This is a genomic window from Aromatoleum tolulyticum, from assembly GCF_900156155.1.
In the GTDB taxonomy this organism is placed as follows: Bacteria; Pseudomonadota; Gammaproteobacteria; order Burkholderiales; family Rhodocyclaceae; genus Aromatoleum; species Aromatoleum tolulyticum.
The window spans coordinates 225,681-245,621 of sequence record NZ_FTMD01000002.1; the positions used below are offsets into that span (position 1 = coordinate 225,681).

A 19,941-nucleotide genomic window follows, 5' to 3' on the forward strand; every position below is an offset into this window, starting at 1 on the left:
GTTCTCGGGGACGTGCCGTGCACGTCGAAGGCCGCGATTTTAAACGGGATTGCCTGCCGTCACCGTGTTTTCCGGTCCCCGCGCGGCCATTACCCTGAGCAGCGCGACCAGCACCGTTCCGACGGCCATCACCGCCGCCGCCACGTAGAGCCCGTCCGCATAGCTGCCGCCATGTGCCGCGAGGGTGCCGGTGACCGCCGGACCGGCGACCTGCGCGATGCCGTAGGCAATGGTCATCTTCCCCATCATCTTCGCCGGACGGGTCGGATAGTAGCGGCCGGCCATCGTCAGGACGAGGCTGACCGCGCCGATGAAGTTGCCGCCGAACAGGGTCGCCCCGAGGAAGGCCGGGATCAGGCCGCCCGCCAGCGGCAGCAGGATGCCCACGATCTGCAGCACGAAAGACAGCAGCAGCGAATTCAGGTAGCCGACCCGGCGCGCGATGAAGTCCCACACGATGCACGCCGGTACGGCGGAGAGCCCGAGCACGAGGAACACGAGCGCCCCTCGCCCGCCCAGCCCGGGCAACTTGTCGATGATCGCGACGATGAAGGTCGCACTGACCACGTAGCCGACGCCGGCACAGAAATACGCCGCCATGAACACGCGCAGGAAGCCGGCTCCCGGCGGGTTGTCCTCCATCTTCTGTCCGCCGACCGTGAGGGACGTGCTGTCGGGCGGGGGCAGCCAGCGCCACGCGGGAATCAGCAGCAGCACACCCAGGGCGCTGAACACGAACCACTGCGCGCGCCAGTCCAGCCACTGCGTCATCAGCGCCACCGCGGCCGCACAGCCCGCGATGCCGAGGCCGATGCCGGTGAAGTGGATCCCCAGCTCGGAGCGGTGCTGGTGGCGGATGAGCCAGTTCAGGATCAGCCCGGTACCCAGCAGCATGCCCCCGGCGGTGCTCAAACCGGCAAGGAAGCGGGACACCGACCACCAGAAGACGTCGGTCGTGAGGCCCATCGCCACCGTGGTGAGCACGGCGACGACCAGCCCGATGCGGTAGAGACGATCCTTGAGCACGAGGTCGCTGATCATCGATGCGATCAGCGCACCGCTGAGGTAGCCGGCGTAGTTCCACGCCGCCAGCCACCCGCCATCGGCCACGCCGAGGCCGGCCTGCTGCTGCATCAACGGCAAGAGAGGGGTGTAGGCGAAGCGTGCAACGCCCATCACCAGGATCAGGCTCAGGATGCCGGCACTCAGGACCTTCAGTCGTTGTTTTTGTGAATCGCTCATCGTGGGGGCCGTGGTATCCGGATCAATACGCTACGGTATGGAACCGTATCGCGCAAGTCCCGCATATACCGGCATAAGCGCGACTGATCTCCTGCGCATATGCCCGCGCAGCGAAATAGCGCACGGCAACCGGCCCGTCGGCCGTGCGGCGCCGAGCCGCCTATCTATACTGGGAACTCGATCCCGAACAACAAAGGAGACCGCGATGTCCGCCCACACCTACAAACTCGTCGAAATCGTCGGTTCGTCCCCGGACAGCGTCGACGCCGCGATCCGTAACGCGATCGAGACCGCCGGCAAGACGATCCGTCATCTCGACTGGTTCGAGGCGACCGAGATCCGCGGCCACATCACCGACGGCAAGGTGGCTCACTACCAGGTCAAGCTGAAGGTGGGGTTCCGGCTGGAGGTGTGAGGCCGCGGCCGGCTTCGAGCATCATGCGGCGGCTTTCCGGCGTCTCGAGGCTGATGCGCCCGAGGGCGCCGCTGCGGTAGTCGACCAGGAGGATCTGCGCGGCCTTCTCCAGGTCAGGCGCACCGCCCTTGAGGCGGCAGCCGCGCCGCGCTGCGACGATCTCGACCACGCCGACGCCGTCGAGCGCCTCCATGCGTTCGGGAGCAATGCCATAACGCTTCGCGACGAGATCGGGATAGCGCTCCACCAGCACGTCGCCGAGGAACGCGGCAACCTCCTCGTCGATCACCGCATTGCGCCCGATCGCGTGGCTCGCGGCGAGCATGAAGCCGTCCGAATCGTGGTCGATCTTCGGCCACATCAGGCCCGGCGTGTCGGTGATCGTCATGTGCGAGCCGAGATCGAAGGTCTGCTGCTGCTTGGTCACTGCCGGCTCGTCGCCCACCGCCGCGACGCGACGTTTGAGCAGCGCGTTCATCAGCGTCGATTTGCCGACGTTGGGGATGCCCATGATCATGATGCGCAGCGGCTTCGTGCCGTCGGTGCGGTGCGGTGCGAGCGCCTGGCACAGGGCCGGCACGCGCGCGACATCGCCCGGCTTCTTGCACGACAGCGCCACCGCCTTCACGCCGGCCTGCGCGTTGAAGAAGTCCAGCCAGGCGCGGGTCGCGACGGGGTCCGCGAGGTCGGCCTTGTTGAGCAGCTTGAGGCACGGACGCTGCCGGAACAGGCGCAACTCGCGGATCATCGGGTTGCTGCTCGCCTCGGGAATGCGGGCGTCGAGCACCTCGATCACGACGTCGGTCATGGCCATGGTCTCGGCCGCCTTCTTGCGCGCCGAGGTCATGTGACCGGGAAACCACTGGATGGACATCTGGACAGTAAGTATTGGACAAGGCGCGCATTATCGCCTCGTTCGGCCCCCGATTGGGGCAAAATGGCGGCCTTTCGAGGGGTAGTGCATGAATCGTGACGAAGTGATCGCGGCCACGCGCCAGTGGATCGAGAAAGCGGTGATCGGGCTCAACCTGTGCCCGTTCGCCAAGTCGGTGTACGTGAAGAACCAGGTGCGCATCGTCGTCAGCGAGGCGAAGCACGTGGACGCCTTCCTCGAGGATCTCGACCGCGAGCTCGAATTCCTCGCCGCCGCCGACCCGCAGGACGTCGACACGACCCTGCTCGTCCATCCGACCCTGTTTCCGGATTTCCTCGACTTCAACGAGATCGCCGGCATCGCCGAGGAGGCGGTCGTCGAGCACGAGCTCGAAGGCATCCTGCAAGTGGCCAGCTTCCACCCGCGCTTCCAGTTCGAGGACACGGCCGAGGACGACATCGCGAACTTCACCAACCGCTCGCCCTTCCCCACCCTGCACCTGCTGCGCGAGGACAGCATCGAGCGCGCGGTCGCGGCCTACCCGGAAGCCGAGTCGATCTACGAGCGCAACATCGAGACGATGACGAAGCTCGGGCTCGACGGCTGGAAGGCGCTCGGCATCCCCGGCATGGGGGGCGAGAAGAAGTGAGCCGCGCGCGCCACAAACCTGCGACGCCTGCGGCCGAGCCCGCGGCTCCCGCGGCGCCGGCCGCGATCCCGGACGTGCGGCCGGGACAGTCGGTCGAGCTCCTCAAGGAGCTCCACATCCTGACGCGCGACGGCAAGCTCAACCAGGACAGCCGGCGCAAGCTGAAGCAGGTGTACCACCTCTACAACTTCATCGAGCCGCTGCTCGACGAAGTCATGAACGCCCGCGGAGATCTCACGCTCGCGGACCATGGCGCCGGCAAGTCCTACCTCGGCTTCATCCTGTACGACCTGTTCCTGAAGTCGCGCGAGGGTGACAAAAGCAGTGGCCACATCTACGGCATCGAAACCCGCGAGGAGCTCGTCGCCCGTTCGCGCGAACTCGCGGCCCGGCTCGGTTTCGAGCGCATGAGCTTCCTGAACCTCTCGGTCGAGGAATCGATCCGCTCACCCGAACTGCCCGAGCACATCGACATCGTCACGGCATTGCACGCCTGCAATACCGCCACCGACGATGCCATCCGTTTCGCGCTGGAAAAGCGCGCGCGCTTCATCGTGCTGGTGCCCTGCTGCCAGGCCGAAGTCGCGGCCACGCTGCGCAAGCACAAGAACGAATCCTTCGGTCGCACCCCGCTGTCCGAACTCTGGCGCCATCCCATCCACACGCGCGAATTCGGCAGCCAGCTCACCAACGTGCTGCGCTGCCTGCTGCTCGAGTCGCACGGTTACCAGCTCACGGTCACCGAACTCGTCGGCTGGGAGCATTCGATGAAGAACGAGCTCATCATCGCCCGCGCCAACGGCCAGCGCCGCGGCAACGCACGCGAGCGGCTGGAGAGCATCCTCGGCGAACTGAACCTCGAAGAGTTGCGCGAACGCTTCGTGTATTGAGCGAGCCGGCGCACGCCCGTACTTCACCGCGATCAATTACGGGCACGCGCCGGAGGCCTAAGCTGCGGGTTCTCCATCAACCGGCGCAGCCCATGTCCGACATCCCCTTCCCCGTCCTCGTCGCCGCCCTCTTCCTGTTCGGCTGCCTCGCAGGGCTGCACATGCTGCTGCGGCACCAGGAGACGCAGCGCGCCCTCCCCGCACGCGACCAATACCTTGCCACGCACGACCTGCAGTCGGTCGTGTGTGCGCATTGCCGCTCGATCGACACGCGGGAATTCGGTCTCAACGACGGCGACGACAATCGTCGCGTCGTCGCGTGTTCGCAGTGCGACAAGCTTCTGTTCCGCTACACTCGCGGGGAGCAGTGAGCAGTGAGCAGTGAGCAGCCCAGAACATTCGCGCATGCGGCTGGGTCAACATGGCATAAAGGCCCCGGAGCCCGATCATGGAACTCGCATCCCTGACATCCTCGCTGCTGAGTTCGCTCGGCGTCGCACAGGAGCGCTTCGATGACGGCGGGCTTGCCGTCCATAGCCCGATAGACGGTCGCCTGATCGGGCGGGTCGGAGCTGCCGACAAGGCCGCCACGGAGGCGGCCATCGCACGCGCGCATGCCGCCTTCCTCGCCTGGCGCAGCGTGCCCGCCCCGCGGCGCGGCGAGCTGGTGCGGCGTTTCGGCAATCTCCTGCGCGAGCACAAGACGGACCTCGGCACGCTCGTCACGATCGAGACCGGCAAGATCCGCCAGGAAGGCCTCGGCGAAGTGCAGGAGATGATCGACATCTGCGACTTCGCCTGCGGCCTGTCGCGGCAACTGTACGGGCTCACGATCGCCAGCGAGCGCCCGGGCCACCGCATGATGGAGCAGTGGCATCCGGCCGGGGTGGTCGGCGTCGTGTCGGCCTTCAACTTTCCTGTCGCGGTATGGGCATGGAATGCGATGCTGGCGTGGGTGTGCGGCGACAGCGTGGTGTGGAAGCCCTCCGAACGCACGCCCCTCACCGCGCTCGCCTGCAGGGCCCTGTTCGAGCGCGCGTGCCGCGGCATGGCCGAAGCCCCGGCGGGCCTGCTCGAAGTCGTGACCGGCGGCCGCGAGCACGCGGCTCTGCTCGCCGACGACAGCCGCATCGCGGTCTTTTCCGCGACCGGCTCCTGCGGCATGGGGCGCGCGCTGGCGCCGCGCGTCGCAGCGCGCCTGGGGCGCACCATCCTCGAACTGGGCGGGAACAATGCCGCCATCGTATGCCCCAGCGCCGATCTCGCACTCACCGAGCGCGCCATCCTCTTTGCCGCGGCGGGCACGGCCGGACAGCGCTGCACGACGCTGCGCCGCCTGTTCGTGCATGAATCGATCGCCGACACGCTGCTCGAACGACTGCGCGCAGCCTGGCGCCGCATTCCCGTCGGCAGCCCGCTCGACACCTCGACCCTGGTCGGCCCGCTCATCGACAGCGGCGCCGGGGCGGCGATGGACGCCGCCCTTGCCGAAGCGAAGGCAGCGGGCGGCAAGGTGTTCGGCGGCGAGACGGTAGCCGTGCGCGGCTGCGAAGGCGGCTGCTACCGGCGCCCGGCGCTGGTCGAAATGCCTGCGCAGCACGACATCGTCCGCCGCGAGACTTTCGCGCCCATCCTCTACGCGATGCGCTACTCCAGCCTCGACGAGGCGATCGCGCTGCACAACGACGTGCCGCAGGGGCTCGCGTCGTCGATCTTCACGCAGGATCTGGCCGAAGCCGAGCGCTTCCTGTCCGCCGCGGGGAGCGATTGCGGAATCGCCAACGTGAATATCGGCCCCTCGGGTGCCGAAATCGGCGGAGCGTTCGGCGGCGAAAAGGACACCGGCGGCGGACGCGAGTCGGGCTCGGATGCGTGGAAGGGCTACATGCGCCGCGCGACCTGCACGATCAACTATTCGGGCGCGCTGCCTCTCGCGCAGGGAATCCGTTTCGGGCTGGACGAAACCTGAGCCGGGCGCGCGGCCCTAGCCCGCCGCGGGCTCGCGCGTCACGAGCAACTGGTCGATGCGGTAATTGTCGATGTCGACCACCTCGAACTTGTAGCCGCCATAGCTCACCGCGTCGGTGCGCTTGGGCACCTTCCGCAGGGCATACATCATGAATCCTGCAAGGGTCTCGTAGTTTTCGCTGCCTTCGAACTCGTCGATCTCGAGCGCGTGCATCACGTCCTCGATCGGCGTGATGCCGTCGATCAGCCACGAATCGGCGTCGCGCTTGACGATGAGTTCCTCCTGCTGCGTGCTTCCCAGTTCGCCCATCACGGTGTTCATGACGTCCTGCAGGCTCAGCAGGCCGACGATCAGGGCGTATTCGTTGACGATCAGCGCGAAGTCCTCGCGCGCTGCGCGGAAGCGGTCCAGCGCTTCGAATAGCGTCAGCGTGTCGGGAATGACGAGCACGCTGCGCACCATCGGGTCAGCGCGCAGCGAGAGTTTCTGCCCCGACAGGATGCGCGTGAAGATGTCCTTCAGGTCCACATAGCCGACCACCGTGTCGATCGTGTTCTCGCACACCGGAAACTTGCCGTGCGGCTGATCGGTGAGCTTCTTGCGGATGCTCTCCTCGGATTCGTTCAGCGTGAAGAAGACGATGTTCTCGCGGTTCGTCATCGCCGAGCCGACCGTCCGCGTATCGAGCTCGAACACGTTCATGATTAGCTCGCGCTCCTGGTTCAACAGGGTGCCGGTCAGGGCGCCGGCCTCGGCCATCGCAACGATATCGGCCGAGGTGATGTCCTCGGTGCGCACATTGGGCAGTTTGAACAGTGCGAACAGGCGGTTCGCGAGCCCGTCGAAGAACCACACGGCAGGCGCGAACGCGATCATGAACACCTGGATCGGCTTCACCACCGCCACCGCGACGCGCTCAGGCGCAACCATCCCCAGCCGCCGCGGAATCAGGTCGGCGAACAGGATGAACAGCGAGGTCACGACGACGAAGGACAGCACGAAGCTCAGCGTGCCGAGCATCGGTCCGTCATACACGAGCGCGATCACGCCCGAAATCGCGGGCGACAGCGCCGATTCGCCGACGATGCCGCCCAGGATCGCAATCGCGTTCAGCCCGACCTGCACCACGGTGAAGAAATGGCCCGGGTTCTCCTGCAGCGCGAGCACCCGCGCCGCGGCCGCGTCGCCGCCCTGGGCCATCAGCCGCAGCTTGATCTTGCGCGATGCAGCGAGAGAAATTTCCGATATCGAAAAGAACGCGCTCAGAGCGATGAGCGCGGCAATGACCAGCAACTGATTCGACAGACTCACGATAAAACTCCGCACTCCTCCGCAGCAGCCCCCCGCGGCCGCCATGCGCCGCCGCGTGCCTGCAGCCGACGCGGGGCTTTACCGGGTCAGAAGAGGATCTCGAAGCCGACGCCCAGTGCCCAGCCGCGCCGGTTCTCGTCCTTCGCATCGCCCTGCGGCCAGAAGTGTCCCAGGCTAACCTCGACGAGCGTCCAGTCCCGATACACCGGCTGCTTCCAGACCGCACGTATGCCGGTTTCGGACACGTTGTCCGAACCCGCGGTCGCTCCGCCGATGAGGGCCTCCAGCGACACGATGCGCTGATCGCCTAAGCTCTTGAAGATACCCATACTGTTCGACCATGCCAAGCCGTCGGTCTCGTCCGAGATCGTTCCGGCAAGCTGCCAGCGAAACGCCAGGGACCGCGTGAAGCCGTGACCGAAGCTCAGCGCGGTCGTCGAACCGACACCGTCCTTGCGGTTCCAGAAGAGCGTCTCGCGGAAGTCGAAGTGGTTGCGCTCGCCCAGCGCCCAGCCCTTCTTGTAGCGCGCCTGGGCATAGGGCTTGATGCCGCTGCGCAGGCCTGCGCGGAAGTCGATGTTGTCGCGCAGCGCATAGCCGACTCCGGCGAAAAAAGTCTGGTCCTGCTTGCGGTCCTCGGCGAGCAGCAGTTCGCGCCGGGTGAAGGGTTCGGGCTGGTCTATGACGAGTTCACGCTCGTTTTCCTGGCCAAAGAACAGATAGGTCTGTTCCTTCACGTTCGGCATGTCGAGCTTTGCACCGAAGCGGAAGCTCGCGTCCGGGCTTTCGTGCTGTCGGGTGAGAAACTTGAAGCCGATTCTCCCCGACACGCTCCCGCCCTGCTCGAACGGCTTGTCGCCGAACCAGCCGTCGACGTGCCGTGCGACCCCCTCGGTGAAGTCATGCACCATCGAACGGCTGCGATCGAGGATCGATAATCCCGATCCGGCCGACTGCGGCGCACCCTGCTCGCCCGCCCCTGCCGCCCATCCGCTCGCGAGATATCCGAGCAGCACGCAACTTGCCAAACCGCGTCTCATAGCCGATCCCCCCGCAGCAATCGGAAATCCGACACCCTTGTCCGTCACTCCGCCAACGAACTACGGTTCGGGCCGAGCCGGTCGAAGCCCTGCGATTGCCCTTCGACAAGCTCACCGCGACCGAAGATGTTTTGATTATCTCCTGATTAATCTACGGCGTCCGGCCGAAAAAGGCGAACCTGCAACGACGAGCGGCGGGAATCCCGTCACGAATGCCGCATGGTTTCCCGCCGGGGCGCGATCAGCCGCGCGGCCCCATCAGGCGTTCCGGCTCGACGGACACCGTCTCGCTCCCGTCCGTGATCCACAACTGTCCGTCCTGAATCGTACATTGCAGACGCATAGTGCGCGCAGTCAGCGCAGCGAGCGCGGGCGCAACGTCCCCGGGCAGGTTCAGTACGGTGAGGTTCGTCAGCCGTGTGAGTTTGTCACGGATGCCGTTCCACCAAACGTCCGCCGCTCGCCCGTAGCTCATGACGACGACTTCGCGTGCGCGGCCGCAGGCCTTGCGGATCCACTTCTCGTCCGGCTGGCCGACGTCGATCCAGCGCTCGACGAGGCCGGTCAGGTCCTTCTGCCACAGGTCCGGTTCATCGTCGACGCACAGTCCCTTGGCGAAAGCGAGCGCGGGATCGGCGTACAGCGCGAATGCGAGAATGCGCACCATCATCCGTTCGTCGGTCTCGGATGGATGGCGCGCGATCGTCAGGTTGTGGTCGCCGTAGTAGTTGCGGTCCATGTCGGCGACCACTAGCTCGGCCTTGAAGATGGTTGCCTTGAGGGCCATGTCGTTCGATTCCCGCTGCGGCCTCGGGCCGCTGTTGATTGGTTGTGCTGCGCTTCAGTGCGTCGAGTTTCCGGCGGCGCGGCGCGCCTGCTGCCACGCGAGTACCGCCTGCGTTGCGTGCGCCATCACGCGGTCGCGGAACTGCGCAGGCAGCTCCTTCGACAGGGCACCGAACAGCGCCTCGTTCATCTCGCGCGAGAGTCCGTCGGCGGCCAGCCCTTCGGCCAGGCACTGGATCTGGATATGCGCGACCGCATCGGCCACCAGGCGCCAGCCGAGCACGGGCATCAGCTCGGTCAGTGCGAACATCATCCCGCCAAGCCGGGTCAGGATCGCCGTCGCCTGCTCGCGTTCGTCGCTTGCGATCATCGCGTGCCACAGGGCGAGATGGATGCCGCGCCTGAGGTCGATCTTGAAATCGATCGCGTTGCCTTCGCCTTCGGCGATCGCGGCGAACTGGCGCTGGAACCGGGCTTCCTGCTCGGGCCCCAGCGCGGTGCGCAGTGCGCCGAGGAGTTCCGACAGGCCAGGAATCGCGACCAGTCCGAACGCCTGGCTGTACGCGAGCCCCCATTGATCCAGCCCCGCAACGAGCATCGCCAGGCGCAGTGCCCGCGCGTCGTCGTCGCCCGCCGCCCGGCTCCAGTTCCCCAGCGCCGCGGCGAGCGTCTCGACCCCGCGCGCACGGCCGGCATCGTCCTCGTCCAGCGTCAGGCGGAACACCTGCGCGAAGCTGTCCTGCGCCATGCGCGCGGCGAGCTTCTGCACGTCGACCGCAGCCAGGGCGGCGAGCGAGTCGACCGGGATCGGTTCGGCGGATACGTCTTGCGTCATGTCTGCGGTCCGGCAAAAGGGGCGTATTCTGAGCCCCGCGCGACCGGACCGCAAATATCGCCCGACGCGGCGACGGCCGGTCTTGTGCATTGCGTCATTCCTGACAGAATGCGCCCACCCACCCCAACGCCGACGACCATGTCCGACCTGCCCTTCGAATCCCTGACCCCCGATCTCCTTCTCGACGCACTCGAGAGCGTCGGACTGCGCCCCGACGGTCGCATGCTGGCCCTGAACAGCTACGAGAACCGCGTCTACCAGGTCGGCATGGAGGACGCCCTGCCGCTGATCGTGAAGTTCTATCGCGCCGCACGCTGGAGCGACGAAGCCATCGCCGAAGAACACGCCTTCGTCACCGAACTCGCTGCGCGCGAGATTCCCGTCGTCGCTCCGCTCGCGATCGCAGGCGCCACGCTGCACCATTTCGCCGACCAGCGCTTCGCGGTCTTCCCGCGTGCCGGCGGGCGCGCTCCGGAGTTGTGCGATCCGGCGACGCTCGAATGGATGGGGCGCTTCATCGGCCGCATCCACGCGGTCGGCGCCCTGCAGCCCTACCGGGAAAGGCCGACGCTGGATATCGCGACCTTCGGCGTCGAACCGAGGCGCTACCTCCTCGACCACGACTTCATCCCCGCCGACCTGCTTGCTGCATGGACGAGCACTGTGGACCAGGCGCTCGACGGGGTGCGGCGCTGCTTCGAGCACGCCGGTACCGTCACGCACATCCGGCTGCACGGCGACTGCCACGCCGGCAACGTGCTGTGGAGCGAATCCGCCGCAGCCCCGGGGCCGCAGTTCGTCGATTTCGACGACAGCCGCATGGGACCCGCGGTCCAGGATCTGTGGATGCTGCTGTCCGGTTCGCGCGAAGAGATGAGCCGCCAGCTCGGCGACGTGCTGGCCGGCTACGAGGATTTCCACGAGTTTTCACCGCGCGAACTGCATCTGGTGGAGGCACTGCGCACGCTGCGCCTGATCCACTACTCGGCGTGGATTGCCCGGCGCTGGAACGATCCGGCCTTCCCGCGCGCGTTCCCGTGGTTCAACACGCAGCGCTATTGGCAGGACCGCGTGCTGGAGCTGCGCGAACAGGTCGCCGCGATGGACGAACCGCCGCTCTGGTCGCTTTGACGGTGCCCGTCAGGCGCGCCGCAGGAAGGAGGGCTCGCGCGACTTCGGCGGCTGTGCGGTGCCGGAGCGGAAGCTGTCGAGCATGCGCCGCAATGCCGCCGCGTCCTCGTCACCGAAGCCGCGTTTGAAATCCGTCAGGACGAGGCGCGAGCGGGTCAGCCAGTTGCCCGGCGCGTCGTCCAGCGCACACCAGAACACCGCAGACGTGTCCGGCACATGCTGCGCGAGCCACAACATCGCCTCGTGCTCGCGCAAGCCATGCAGCTCGGCGCCATTGCGCGGAACGAGGTGCGGGGTCACCCCGCTCACGCGCGGACGGATGTCCGCAGCGAAGCGGTCGACGAGTTCCGCCAGCGTGAAATGCGTCCGGCTGTCGGCGGTGATGACGATGTGCGCCTCCTCGTAGTCCCTCACCACCGCTTCGATCAGCGGCAGGCAGCGGAAGTCCTCGACCTCGCCCCAGGGATGGGTGACGCCATCGAAATCCATGAAGATGTAGCTTGGTTGTGTCATTGCATGCTTGCCGAGGGTGACGGCGCAAATGCGCCCTGGTGAGGTTATCGCTCCGGCAACGACACCGTTCGTGCCGGGCTTGTCGAAGCCCCGCGCTCGCCCCTCGAAGTGCTTGGGGCGTCGGGTAGTATGTGATTGCCGCACTCACAGCATGCTGCATTGCGCCAATTCCCGCAAGTTCGAGCAAGCTCGCGCAGTCTATAGCGTCACGCTGCATTGCGATATTTCCAAAGACATAGCCCGATCAAATGTATTTGCTGCTCTGCAGCATTGCCCTCCTGCCTGTCTCCGGACGATCGCGCGCACCAAACCGGCCCGACGTCGACCCGGCGTGCCGAAGCCCGCTCCTTGCTTCCACCAGTGCCGGCCCCTGCCGCGCCGGACGCAGCACGAGGTCGGCAAGGTGCTATTCTGCGATCCTGCAAACACATCCTGCCCCGGAATCTGCAGCCCCCGGGACCGGGAGAGACCGCGATGAGCCACTTCGACGAACAACACCCGCCCCACGCTCCCTGCACCGGCATCGGCATACCGCGCAGCGGACCTTTCGACCCCGTAGCGTTCGAACGTGCGGTCAACGACCTCGTGGCCGCCTGCGGCATAGCCCCCGACACGACCCACATGGGCCGCACCGCGACGCGCGTGCGCGAACTGTGGCAGCGGCGCCTGCTCGGCGGATACGAGCTCGACCCCGCCGAAGCGCTCGGCGACGGCTTTCCCGACGAGCGCTCGGACATGGTCGTGATTCGCGGCATCGCCGTGCATGGCGTGTGTCCGCACCATCTCGTACCCTTCCGCGGCGTCGCCCACGTCGCCTACCTCCCCGGCGGGCGCCTGCACGGCTTCGGGCGCATTGCCCGCCTGGTCGACGCCATCGGGCACCGCTTCACCTACCAGGAGTGGATGACGCGCGACATCGCCGATGCCCTGCTGCAGCACGGCCATGCGCGGGGTGCGGCATGCATCATCGAGGCGGAGCAGCTGTGCCTGCTGCTGGGTGAGGACCGGCGCGGCGACGAGCGCGTCGTGACGCAGGCCTTCGCCGGCGAATTCGAGACGCGCGAACACTTGCGCAGCGAGTTCCTGCACGCGGTCGCAGGGCGCGGCGCGCGCTGACTTCCCGCGTTCAGTGAAGGGTGAAGGTCGGCACCCCCTGCGTGCCGATCTCGAGCATCACGACCTCCTTGCTGCGCAGCGTCACCGAACCGCGCACGCGGTCGTTGCCCGAAACCGAGTATTCGAACTCATAGACGCGCTGCGGACACAGCCGCCCGTCCTCGTCGCGGACGAACCGGAGCGAGCGGCTCGAGACGGTTTCGTCGAGGAACTGCACGCCTTCACGACGGCACGCCGCCCTCGCCGCCTGTACGCCTATTTCGCGCGTCCTGGCGCTGTCCAGCCAGAACCAGCCGCACAGGCACAACAGCATCAGGGCCAGCAACTCGGAAAATGTCATTGTCGGAGAGTCCGCAAAACCGGATGCACCATCAGTCGAGCTCCATGCCGCGCATCACGAAGAAAAACAAACCGCCGAGCAGTGCCGACAACGGCACCGTCAGCAGCCACGCCGCAAAGATGCGCTGTAGCTGCGTGCGCGTGACCAGTTCCTTCCGATAGACCTCGCGCAATACCCTGCGCTCCCGCTTCGAGAAATTCGCCGGATCCGTCTTCTGTTTCGATCGCGCCTTCAGGTCGCCGAGCATCGCCTTCTTCTCCGGCACGCCGGCACGCTCGAACCGGCCGAGAAACTGATCGATCGCCGCCTGATCGCCCGCCGGGTGGTGCGCCTTCATCTCCGCGACCATGCGCGCATAGTTGCCTTTGAGATACTCGCGCAGGAAGCCGACGCCGATCACCGCGCCGACCGCGATGTGCGTCGAACTGACCGGCAGGCCCAGCACGCTGGCCGTGATCACCGTCACGGTCGCCGACAGGGCCACGCTGAACGCACGCATCTGATCCAGTTCCGTGATCTCCTCGCCCAGCGTGCGGATCACCCGCGGACCGAACAGCGCAAGTCCGACCACCAGGCCGAGAGCGCCGGTCAGCAACACCCAGAACGGTACCGGCGTCACACGCGCGACGGGCCCGTCGAGGTGCGCGAGCGAATCGACGATCGACGCGAGCGGCCCCACCGCGTTCGCCACGTCGTTCGAGCCGTGCGCGAAGCACAGCAGCGCGGCGGCGAAGATCAGCGGCGGGTTGAACAGGCGGTTCACGCCCGACTTGGTATTCGCGATGATGTAGTCCGGGTTCGACAGGGCACGCCGCACGTACAGGTACGCTGCCGCCGCGGCGACGATGCCGCTGCCTGCCGCCACGGTGAAATCGGCCGCCCACAAGCGCCCGAAGCCCTGCATCAGCAGAAAGGTCCAGAATGACCACGCCATGAACGCCACGAGCCCGGGCAGCGTGCGCCGCGCCGCGGCGACCATGTCGATCTGATAGGTGATGAGGCGCTTGATCAGGTAAAGAAACAGCGCCGCGAACAGCCCGGCCAGCACCGGCGAGATCACCCAGCTCGCGGCAATCGCGCCGACGACCTTCCAGTTCACGACTTCCGGGCCCAACGCGGAGACACCGGCCCCCAGCACCGCGCCGACGATCGAATGCGTCGTGGACACCGGCATGCCGAAAGCCGTCGCGACGTTGATCCACAGGCCGCCGGCAAGGAGTGCGGCCATCATGACCCACACCATGGTCCAGGCGTCGCCGATATTCGCGGGATCGATGATGCCGCTGCGTATCGTCCGGATCACGTCGCCCCCGGCGATCAGGGCACCCGCAGCCTCGAACACCACCGCGAGAGCGAGCGCGCCGCCAAGCGTCAGCGCCTGCGCGCCCACGGCAGGCCCGACGTTGTTCGCAACGTCGTTGGCGCCGATGTTCATCGCCATGTACGCACCGAGCACGGCGCCGACCACCACGAGCACCCCGCCTTCGGAACTGCCCTTCAACGCCGCATACAGCATCACGCCCACGACGAAGAACATGGTCGCCCCGAGGCGCAGCAGTTCGCCGTGCCCCTGGCGCGTGGCCTTGTCGATTTCGTCGATATGCTTGAGTTCCAACTTTCAGCCGATCACTGTGCGAACGCGGAATTGTTCATTTTCGCAGAATCCGGCGGCGCCTCAGAGGCGATCGTATTTGTCCGACCGTCCGCGCGCCTTGTCGACCGGATAGCGCTCGGCGTTGATGCGCATCTTCGTCCGCGCGGCGTCTGCCAGATCGACACCGAGAACATCGGCGAGGCGCACGAGGTAGAGCAGCACGTCGGCCAGCTCCAGCGCCACTTCCGCGCGCGCAGGCTCAGGCAGGGCGGCCGACTCCTCGCCGCTCAGCCACTGGAAATGCTCGATTACCTCTCCGGCCTCGCCGGCCAGGGCCATTGCGAGGTTCTTCGGCGTGTGGAAGCGCTCCCAGTCGCGTTCCGCGGCAAATGCACGCAGCGCGTCGCGCAGCGCCTCGAGGCTGTCCTGCCCGCTCATTCGATGTGATGCTCCAGGTCGAACCCCGCATCCTCGTCTTCACCGAGCGCCCGCACCAGCCACGGCATCACCGCTTCGAGGGTCTGCGGCAGCACCCACGGCGGATTGACGATGTAGAGGCCGCTGCCGAACATCCCGAAGCCGTCGCGCGCCGGTTTGCGCAGCGCGAGCCGCACGTCGAGCCAGCTTTCCGCGCCGAGGTCGGCGAGACGCTCCGGCAGCTGCCGCGCTTCGGGGCGCGCAAGCATCGGATACCACACGGCGTACGTGCCGGCCGGAAAGCGCTTCATCGCGTCCGCGACGGTATCGACCACGCGCCGGTAATCCTCCTTCACCTCGTACGGCGGGTCGATGAGCACCACCGCACGCCGCGCGGCCGGCGGCAGGAGTCCGCGCAATCCGGCAAACCCGTCGGCCTTGCGGATCAGCACACGGTCCGTATCCCGCGCGAAGGTCTGTTCGAGCAGCGAGACGTCGGCCGGATGCAGCTCGAACAGGCGCATGCGGTCCTGTTCGCGCAGCTGCGTCATCGCCAGCGCAGGCGAGCCCGGGTAGAAGGTCAGCCGCCCGTGCGGATTGAACTGCGCGACCGCGTCGATGTAGGCGCGCAGCGCCTCGGGAAGGTCGTCGCGCCCCCACAGGCGTCCGATCCCGCCCGCGAATTCGGCGGTTTTGCCTGCCTGCTCGCTGTCGAGCGCATAGCAACCCGCACCGGCATGCGTGTCGATATACCACCACGGCTTGTCCTTGCGGTTGAAATAGCGCAGGAGCTCGATCAGCACGAAGTGCTTGAGGACGTCGGCGTGGTTGCCGGCATGGAAGGCGTGGCGGTAACTGAGCATGGAGGATGCGGATCGGGGTCAGGCGCCGAATGCTAACACTGCCTGCTATGATTGCGGGCTGCCGGCACGCACCGCCGGCCCAACGGAGACAGGAAATATGGCGATTTACGCTCTGGGCGAACATACCCCGAGCTTCGGCGAAGGGTGCTGGGTTGCGGACAATGCTACGGTGATCGGGCGTGTGGACGCCGGATCCAACGTGAGTGTCTGGTACAACGTCGTGATCCGCGGCGACAACGATCCGATCACGATCGGCGACAACACCAACATCCAGGACGGCTCGGTCCTGCACACCGACGACGGCGTGCCGCTGAAGATCGGCTCCGGCGTCACCGTCGGGCACATGGTCATGCTGCACGGCTGCACGGTCGGCGACGATACGCTCATCGGCATCAACGCGGTCGTCCTCAACCACGCAGTGATCGGCAAGAACTGCATCATCGGCGCCAACGCGCTGATTCCGGAAGGCAAGGTCATCCCCGACCGCTCCCTAGTCGTCGGCTCGCCGGGGCGCATCATCCGCGAACTCACCGAAGAGGACATCGCCGACCTGCGCCAGAATGCCCTGAACTATGTGCAGAACTCGCGCATGTATGCGGCCGACCTGCGCCACATCACGCCCGATCTGCCCAAGCGCCGCGACTGAGCGGGCGGCAGCGGATTCCTGCGATGCGCACGGGGAACGTCATCCGCGTTCCCCGTGCGCTTAGCTGGATGCCGCCGCCGGCGGGTGCCGCGCAAGCCAGATCACCGCACCGAGGATCACCGCCCCGCCGAGCACCTGGTTGAGATCGATCGCCTCGCCGAGGAAGATCGCCGCGAGCACGAAGGTGACGACCGGTTCGAGCGTCGACAGGCATGCGGCATCGGCCGCCCCCAGTTTCTGCAGTCCGATAAAGAAGCTGACCATCGCAATGACGGTGGACACGACGGCGATCAGCAGCACGGCGACCCAACCCGTCGCCCCCAGCGGCCACGCGGCACCGGAAACCCCGACCAGCCCGCCGAACACCACGGCCGCGGCCATCATCACCACCGTTGCACTCGCCAGCGGCGCCTCCTGGCTCATCACGCGGTTGCCGACGAGGATGTAGACGGAATAGATCAGGGCCGCGCTCACGCCGAGTATGACCCCCAGCGGACGCCCGCTGAGCTCGCCGCCGATCGTCAGCGCCGTTCCCGCCAGTGCGGTCAGCACGGCGAGCACCCGCCCCGTCGTGAGCCGCTGGCGCAGGAACACCGCGCCGAGGAGCGTCACGAGGACCGGGTAGAGATACAGCAGCAGCGCCACCAGGCCTGCCGAGGCGAAATTCAGCGCCTCGAAGAACGCGTAGGACTGGGCGACGTACCCGATTCCACCCATCGCGGCGAGAATCGCCGCATTCCGCGCGGAAGGCCAGCGGCGCCGGGTCGCAAGCATCACGGCCGACATGAGTACGGCGGAAATCACGAAACGCAGGAACAGGACCGTCACGACGTCCGCACCGCTGTCACGCGCAAAACGGGCAAAGATCGCCATCGCACCGAACGCCGATGCCGATACTGCGACGTAAGCCGCGCCGACGAAGCGCTCGTTCTGCATTCGCCCTCTCCGCAAAAACCGCGAAGCTTGCCGAAGCCGCGGATTGCGGTCAATGAAGTTCGGCTATGCGCGGATGTTTCCGGGTGGTTCGTGCGTCAGTGCGGCTTGAACTGCGCCGAGATGCGTTCCATCACGGTGTGATGGTTGGCATGTGCGGCAAGGTTGTAGGCCGTCAGGTTTGCAGCGCGGATGAACGCACGCTCGACCTGTCCGGCAGAGACATCGATGTCGATGATGTTGATACAGGCGGGCTCCTGCTCGAAGGCTTTCAGGCCGTGCAGCGACGCTCCGACGACATGGCTCAGGATGACGCGATTGACCGCGTCGTGGGCGACCACCAGCAGATTGGCCCAGCCGTCCGACAACACGAGTTCGAGCCAGACTTCGAGCACGCGGCGCTGGAAGTCCGCCCAGGATTCTCCGCCCATGAAGCTCGCGCCCGGCTCGGGGGCCCGCTCGTAGGCGCGGGTGATGATCTCGTCGCGCCGCTCCGGCGGGACCTCCGCGAGGCGCCCGGCGCGGATTTCCTTCAGGCGCGGCTCCTCGCGCACCGGCAGGGGCCGCCCGTCCAGCACCAGGCTCGCCGTGTGCGCGGTGCGCGCCATGCCGGAAATCAACGCATCGTCGAATGGAATGTCCCGCAGCAGCGCGCCCGCCGCGCGAGCCTGCTCGCACCCGTGCTCGGTGAGGGTGACGTGGCGCGGGTCGATGGGGCGTCCGGCAGCATCGAAGTATTGCACCTCGCCGTGGCGCATCAGATAGACGCGTCGGCGACGCTCCGTGCCCGCCAGGCGGCTCATCGGCCCGGCTCCCCGAGATACTTGGGGTTGCTTTCCATGACCTTGGCGCGGATGGTTTCCAGCAGATGCTGCCGCGCCGCATCGCGCCAGACGCCTGCGTCGCCACGCCCGGAACGGATCGCGTGCGCGAACTCGCGGTCGAGGTCGGTGAGTTGCCGGCGCAGTTCGGCGCCGCCCGCGGGCTCGTCGCGCCCGGCATGGCCCAGCAAGGATTGCAGGGACCGGAGTTCCCTGCGCTCGCCGTCCTCGCCGTTCTTCAGTTGGCGCATCGCGATGATCATGGCGTTGGCGATCATCAGCGCGGCGTGCTTCCGCTCGGGCGGCAGCGCCGGCAGGATCTCCTCCCGCAACACGTTCCGCGCGGTCTCGAGCAATTGTTCGCCGATCGGTTCGTCGCGCATCAGCGGGCCTCCGTCATCATCAGGATTTCGTATTCGAGTTCCGGCACGATGTGGCCGGTCAGCGCGAGCATCAGCGAGGTCTCCTCGCCGGAGAGGTGGCGTTCGGCCTGCTGCACGGCGATCACGGCCCAGTTCAGGTGCGCCATCACTTCCCAGTAGTGGATGTCCTCGTCTTCAAGGCGGCGCCCGGTGACGGATGCATAGCCGCGGTAGAAGTCCTCGCGCGCGCCGACCCCGCCCGCCTCGCCCTTGCCGCCGAAACGCCAGCACTTGGCGCAGAACCAGCCGACATCCTCGAGCGGATCGCCCCAGCCGGAGAACTCCCAGTCGAGGATGGCGGTGAGTCCGTTCTCGTCCACCATGTAGTTGCCGGTGCGGAAATCGCGATGGCACAGGACGAGCTCGCCACGCTCCGGCGCGTTGATCTCGAGCCAGCGCAGGCCCCACTCCAGCGCGGGGTGGGCGGTGCGATGGGCGTCGAGGAAGCGGCGCATCCGTGCGACATGCTGCAGCGCGGGCGACGAACCCGGGGACGGCAGGAACGCGAGATCGTCGCGCGGCGGACGGATCGAATGGATGCGCCCGAGTTCGGCGCCGAGGCGTTCGAGCAGCACACGGCGGTCACCGCCGAGCTTCGCGTCGCGCACGACCACGTGGGAGGCCGCAATGCCGCCGACGAAGCGCATGACGAAGAACTGCTTGCCGATGAGGCTCGCGTCGCGGCACAGCCACAGCGGCTCCGGCACCGTCACGCCGGCGGCGTGGGCCGCCCTGAGGAGCGCGAACTCCTCGGCGCGGCAGTGGCTGCCGGATACTCCCGACGGCGCGTCGGTGCGCACGACGAGCTTCAGTTCGGGGGCGAAGGCGCCGCCCGCGACCTCGGCCTGGATGAACCAGTTTTCCTGGATCGAGCCCCCCGAGAGGAGCTTCGCTTCCTTGATCGATACGCGGTCGGCTCCGGCCTCCCGTCGAATGAATTCTTCCAGCGCGCTGCGCATCTGTTCGTTCATGTTGTGCACACTCGTCCGTGGTTCGGAAATGCCTTCGCCCGGCGCGTCACACTTCGCGCGTGATGCCCTTGATGACGCGCTTGGCGATGCTCCAGCGGTGCACCTCCGAAGGACCATCGTAGATGCGGAACGCGCGCATGTCGGCGAAGATCTGCGCCACCGT

23 protein-coding genes are annotated in these 19,941 nt (G+C 66.7%); 8 read left to right on the top strand and 15 right to left on the bottom strand.

Annotated elements, in window-relative coordinates; translation table 11 throughout:
* Positions 1–39: 39 nt before the first annotated feature.
* Positions 40–1,242: a YbfB/YjiJ family MFS transporter gene (locus BW991_RS03660; protein ID WP_076600729.1), complete on the bottom strand. Its 1,203-nt coding sequence runs from the start codon at positions 1,240–1,242 to the stop codon at positions 40–42.
* A gap of 205 nt (positions 1,243–1,447) precedes the next feature.
* On the opposite strand from BW991_RS03660, the gene BW991_RS03665 reads away from it, so the two are divergent.
* Positions 1,448–1,657 (top strand): dodecin, encoded by a 210-nt coding sequence (locus BW991_RS03665; RefSeq protein ID WP_076600730.1) that lies wholly within the window; start codon positions 1,448–1,450, stop codon positions 1,655–1,657.
* Here BW991_RS03665 and ylqF read toward each other — a convergent pair.
* Positions 1,623–2,531, bottom strand: coding sequence for a ribosome biogenesis GTPase YlqF (gene ylqF, locus BW991_RS03670; protein WP_076600731.1), 909 nt, complete (start codon positions 2,529–2,531; stop codon positions 1,623–1,625). The two genes, BW991_RS03665 and ylqF, sit on opposite strands and share 35 nt — an antisense overlap.
* Positions 2,532–2,619: 88 nt before the next feature.
* On the opposite strand from ylqF, the gene BW991_RS03675 reads away from it, so the two are divergent.
* From BW991_RS03675 to amaB, 4 genes are all read left to right on the top strand, one after another.
* Complete coding sequence (locus BW991_RS03675) at positions 2,620–3,180, top strand: DUF1415 domain-containing protein (RefSeq protein WP_076600732.1); 561 nt, start codon at positions 2,620–2,622, stop codon at positions 3,178–3,180.
* A gap of 65 nt (positions 3,181–3,245) precedes the next feature.
* Positions 3,246–4,070 carry a class I SAM-dependent methyltransferase gene (locus BW991_RS03680; protein ID WP_076600993.1) on the top strand — a complete coding sequence of 275 codons (825 nt, stop codon included), beginning with the start codon at positions 3,246–3,248 and terminating at the stop codon, positions 4,068–4,070.
* Positions 4,071–4,162: 92 nt separating this feature from the next.
* A complete protein-coding gene (locus BW991_RS03685; RefSeq protein ID WP_076600733.1) occupies positions 4,163–4,441 on the top strand; it encodes a hypothetical protein in 279 nt (92 codons plus the stop codon).
* Between the two features lie 77 nt (positions 4,442–4,518).
* Positions 4,519–6,039 carry an L-piperidine-6-carboxylate dehydrogenase gene (gene amaB / locus BW991_RS03690; protein ID WP_076600734.1) on the top strand — a complete coding sequence of 507 codons (1,521 nt, stop codon included), beginning with the start codon at positions 4,519–4,521 and terminating at the stop codon, positions 6,037–6,039.
* 15 nt (positions 6,040–6,054) lie between these two features.
* On the opposite strand, the gene paeA is transcribed toward amaB, so the two are convergent.
* The 4 genes from paeA to BW991_RS03710 all read right to left on the bottom strand — a co-directional run bounded on the left by paeA (position 6,055) and on the right by BW991_RS03710 (position 10,011).
* The gene (gene paeA, locus BW991_RS03695; RefSeq protein ID WP_244551600.1) at positions 6,055–7,350 is read right to left on the bottom strand and encodes a polyamine export protein PaeA; all 1,296 of its coding nucleotides are present in this window, start codon (positions 7,348–7,350) and stop codon (positions 6,055–6,057) included.
* An 86-nt stretch (positions 7,351–7,436) separates the two neighbouring features.
* Complete coding sequence (locus BW991_RS03700) at positions 7,437–8,366, bottom strand: hypothetical protein (RefSeq protein ID WP_084204944.1); 930 nt, start codon at positions 8,364–8,366, stop codon at positions 7,437–7,439.
* 265 nt (positions 8,367–8,631) lie between these two features.
* Positions 8,632–9,177, bottom strand: a complete 546-nt coding sequence (locus BW991_RS03705; protein WP_076600737.1) for a YaeQ family protein — start codon at positions 9,175–9,177, stop codon at positions 8,632–8,634.
* Between the two features lie 54 nt (positions 9,178–9,231).
* Positions 9,232–10,011, bottom strand: coding sequence for a hypothetical protein (locus BW991_RS03710; RefSeq protein ID WP_076600738.1), 780 nt, complete (start codon positions 10,009–10,011; stop codon positions 9,232–9,234).
* 138 nt (positions 10,012–10,149) lie between these two features.
* Here BW991_RS03710 and BW991_RS03715 point away from each other — a divergent pair, with 138 nt between their 5' ends.
* The gene (locus BW991_RS03715; protein WP_170879039.1) at positions 10,150–11,142 is read left to right on the top strand and encodes a serine/threonine protein kinase; all 993 of its coding nucleotides are present in this window, start codon (positions 10,150–10,152) and stop codon (positions 11,140–11,142) included.
* Between the two features lie 9 nt (positions 11,143–11,151).
* On the opposite strand, the gene BW991_RS03720 is transcribed toward BW991_RS03715, so the two are convergent.
* The gene (locus BW991_RS03720) at positions 11,152–11,655 is read right to left on the bottom strand and encodes an HAD domain-containing protein (RefSeq protein ID WP_076600740.1); all 504 of its coding nucleotides are present in this window, start codon (positions 11,653–11,655) and stop codon (positions 11,152–11,154) included.
* 474 nt (positions 11,656–12,129) lie between these two features.
* On the opposite strand from BW991_RS03720, the gene folE reads away from it, so the two are divergent.
* On the top strand, positions 12,130–12,771 hold the full coding sequence (gene folE / locus BW991_RS03725) for a GTP cyclohydrolase I FolE (protein ID WP_076600741.1): 642 nt from the start codon (positions 12,130–12,132) through the stop codon (positions 12,769–12,771).
* A gap of 10 nt (positions 12,772–12,781) precedes the next feature.
* Here the strand turns inward: folE and BW991_RS03730 are convergent, their stop codons facing one another.
* The 4 genes from BW991_RS03730 to BW991_RS03745 are packed head-to-tail and all read right to left on the bottom strand — an operon-like array spanning position 12,782 to position 15,985.
* Positions 12,782–13,111 (bottom strand): DUF3301 domain-containing protein, encoded by a 330-nt coding sequence (locus tag BW991_RS03730; protein ID WP_076600742.1) that lies wholly within the window; start codon positions 13,109–13,111, stop codon positions 12,782–12,784.
* Positions 13,112–13,142: 31 nt separating this feature from the next.
* Positions 13,143–14,726 carry an inorganic phosphate transporter gene (locus tag BW991_RS03735; RefSeq protein WP_076600743.1) on the bottom strand — a complete coding sequence of 528 codons (1,584 nt, stop codon included), beginning with the start codon at positions 14,724–14,726 and terminating at the stop codon, positions 13,143–13,145.
* A gap of 60 nt (positions 14,727–14,786) precedes the next feature.
* On the bottom strand, positions 14,787–15,143 hold the full coding sequence (locus BW991_RS03740) for a nucleotide pyrophosphohydrolase (protein ID WP_076600744.1): 357 nt from the start codon (positions 15,141–15,143) through the stop codon (positions 14,787–14,789).
* Positions 15,140–15,985 carry a 23S rRNA (adenine(2030)-N(6))-methyltransferase RlmJ gene (locus BW991_RS03745; RefSeq protein ID WP_076600745.1) on the bottom strand — a complete coding sequence of 282 codons (846 nt, stop codon included), beginning with the start codon at positions 15,983–15,985 and terminating at the stop codon, positions 15,140–15,142. The genes BW991_RS03740 and BW991_RS03745 overlap by 4 nt, the downstream gene beginning before the upstream one ends.
* Positions 15,986–16,082: 97 nt before the next feature.
* Here BW991_RS03745 and BW991_RS03750 point away from each other — a divergent pair, with 97 nt between their 5' ends.
* Positions 16,083–16,631 (top strand): gamma carbonic anhydrase family protein, encoded by a 549-nt coding sequence (locus tag BW991_RS03750; RefSeq protein WP_076600746.1) that lies wholly within the window; start codon positions 16,083–16,085, stop codon positions 16,629–16,631.
* 60 nt (positions 16,632–16,691) lie between these two features.
* Here BW991_RS03750 and BW991_RS03755 read toward each other — a convergent pair whose 3' ends face one another.
* The 4 genes from BW991_RS03755 to BW991_RS03770 all read right to left on the bottom strand — a co-directional run bounded on the left by BW991_RS03755 (position 16,692) and on the right by BW991_RS03770 (position 19,778).
* Positions 16,692–17,567, bottom strand: a complete 876-nt coding sequence (locus BW991_RS03755) for a DMT family transporter (RefSeq protein ID WP_076600747.1) — start codon at positions 17,565–17,567, stop codon at positions 16,692–16,694.
* 95 nt (positions 17,568–17,662) lie between these two features.
* Positions 17,663–18,367, bottom strand: a complete 705-nt coding sequence (locus BW991_RS03760; protein ID WP_076600748.1) for a histidine phosphatase family protein — start codon at positions 18,365–18,367, stop codon at positions 17,663–17,665.
* Entirely contained in the window at positions 18,364–18,768 is a 405-nt protein-coding gene (locus BW991_RS03765) for a DUF6285 domain-containing protein (RefSeq protein ID WP_076600749.1), read from the bottom strand. The genes BW991_RS03760 and BW991_RS03765 overlap by 4 nt, the downstream gene beginning before the upstream one ends.
* A complete protein-coding gene (locus tag BW991_RS03770) occupies positions 18,768–19,778 on the bottom strand; it encodes a phosphotransferase family protein (RefSeq protein WP_076600750.1) in 1,011 nt (336 codons plus the stop codon). Before BW991_RS03770 ends, BW991_RS03765 begins: the two co-directional genes overlap by 1 nt.
* Between the last annotated feature and the right edge of the window lie 163 nt (positions 19,779–19,941).

Coding starts and splice junctions, on each gene's coding strand:
- BW991_RS03660 (WP_076600729.1), bottom strand. CDS start 1,242: ATGAGCGATTCACAAAAACAACGACTGAAGGTCCTGAGTGCCGGCATC.
- BW991_RS03665 (WP_076600730.1), top strand. CDS start 1,448: ATGTCCGCCCACACCTACAAACTCGTCGAAATCGTCGGTTCGTCCCCG.
- ylqF (WP_076600731.1), bottom strand. CDS start 2,531: ATGTCCATCCAGTGGTTTCCCGGTCACATGACCTCGGCGCGCAAGAAG.
- BW991_RS03675 (WP_076600732.1), top strand. CDS start 2,620: ATGAATCGTGACGAAGTGATCGCGGCCACGCGCCAGTGGATCGAGAAA.
- BW991_RS03685 (WP_076600733.1), top strand. CDS start 4,163: ATGTCCGACATCCCCTTCCCCGTCCTCGTCGCCGCCCTCTTCCTGTTC.
- amaB (WP_076600734.1), top strand. CDS start 4,519: ATGGAACTCGCATCCCTGACATCCTCGCTGCTGAGTTCGCTCGGCGTC.
- BW991_RS03705 (WP_076600737.1), bottom strand. CDS start 9,177: ATGGCCCTCAAGGCAACCATCTTCAAGGCCGAGCTAGTGGTCGCCGAC.
- BW991_RS03710 (WP_076600738.1), bottom strand. CDS start 10,011: ATGACGCAAGACGTATCCGCCGAACCGATCCCGGTCGACTCGCTCGCC.
- BW991_RS03715 (WP_170879039.1), top strand. CDS start 10,150: ATGTCCGACCTGCCCTTCGAATCCCTGACCCCCGATCTCCTTCTCGAC.
- BW991_RS03720 (WP_076600740.1), bottom strand. CDS start 11,655: ATGACACAACCAAGCTACATCTTCATGGATTTCGATGGCGTCACCCAT.
- folE (WP_076600741.1), top strand. CDS start 12,130: ATGAGCCACTTCGACGAACAACACCCGCCCCACGCTCCCTGCACCGGC.
- BW991_RS03730 (WP_076600742.1), bottom strand. CDS start 13,111: ATGACATTTTCCGAGTTGCTGGCCCTGATGCTGTTGTGCCTGTGCGGC.
- BW991_RS03740 (WP_076600744.1), bottom strand. CDS start 15,143: ATGAGCGGGCAGGACAGCCTCGAGGCGCTGCGCGACGCGCTGCGTGCA.
- BW991_RS03745 (WP_076600745.1), bottom strand. CDS start 15,985: ATGCTCAGTTACCGCCACGCCTTCCATGCCGGCAACCACGCCGACGTC.
- BW991_RS03750 (WP_076600746.1), top strand. CDS start 16,083: ATGGCGATTTACGCTCTGGGCGAACATACCCCGAGCTTCGGCGAAGGG.
- BW991_RS03755 (WP_076600747.1), bottom strand. CDS start 17,567: ATGCAGAACGAGCGCTTCGTCGGCGCGGCTTACGTCGCAGTATCGGCA.
- BW991_RS03760 (WP_076600748.1), bottom strand. CDS start 18,367: ATGAGCCGCCTGGCGGGCACGGAGCGTCGCCGACGCGTCTATCTGATG.
- BW991_RS03765 (WP_076600749.1), bottom strand. CDS start 18,768: ATGCGCGACGAACCGATCGGCGAACAATTGCTCGAGACCGCGCGGAAC.
- BW991_RS03770 (WP_076600750.1), bottom strand. CDS start 19,778: ATGAACGAACAGATGCGCAGCGCGCTGGAAGAATTCATTCGACGGGAG.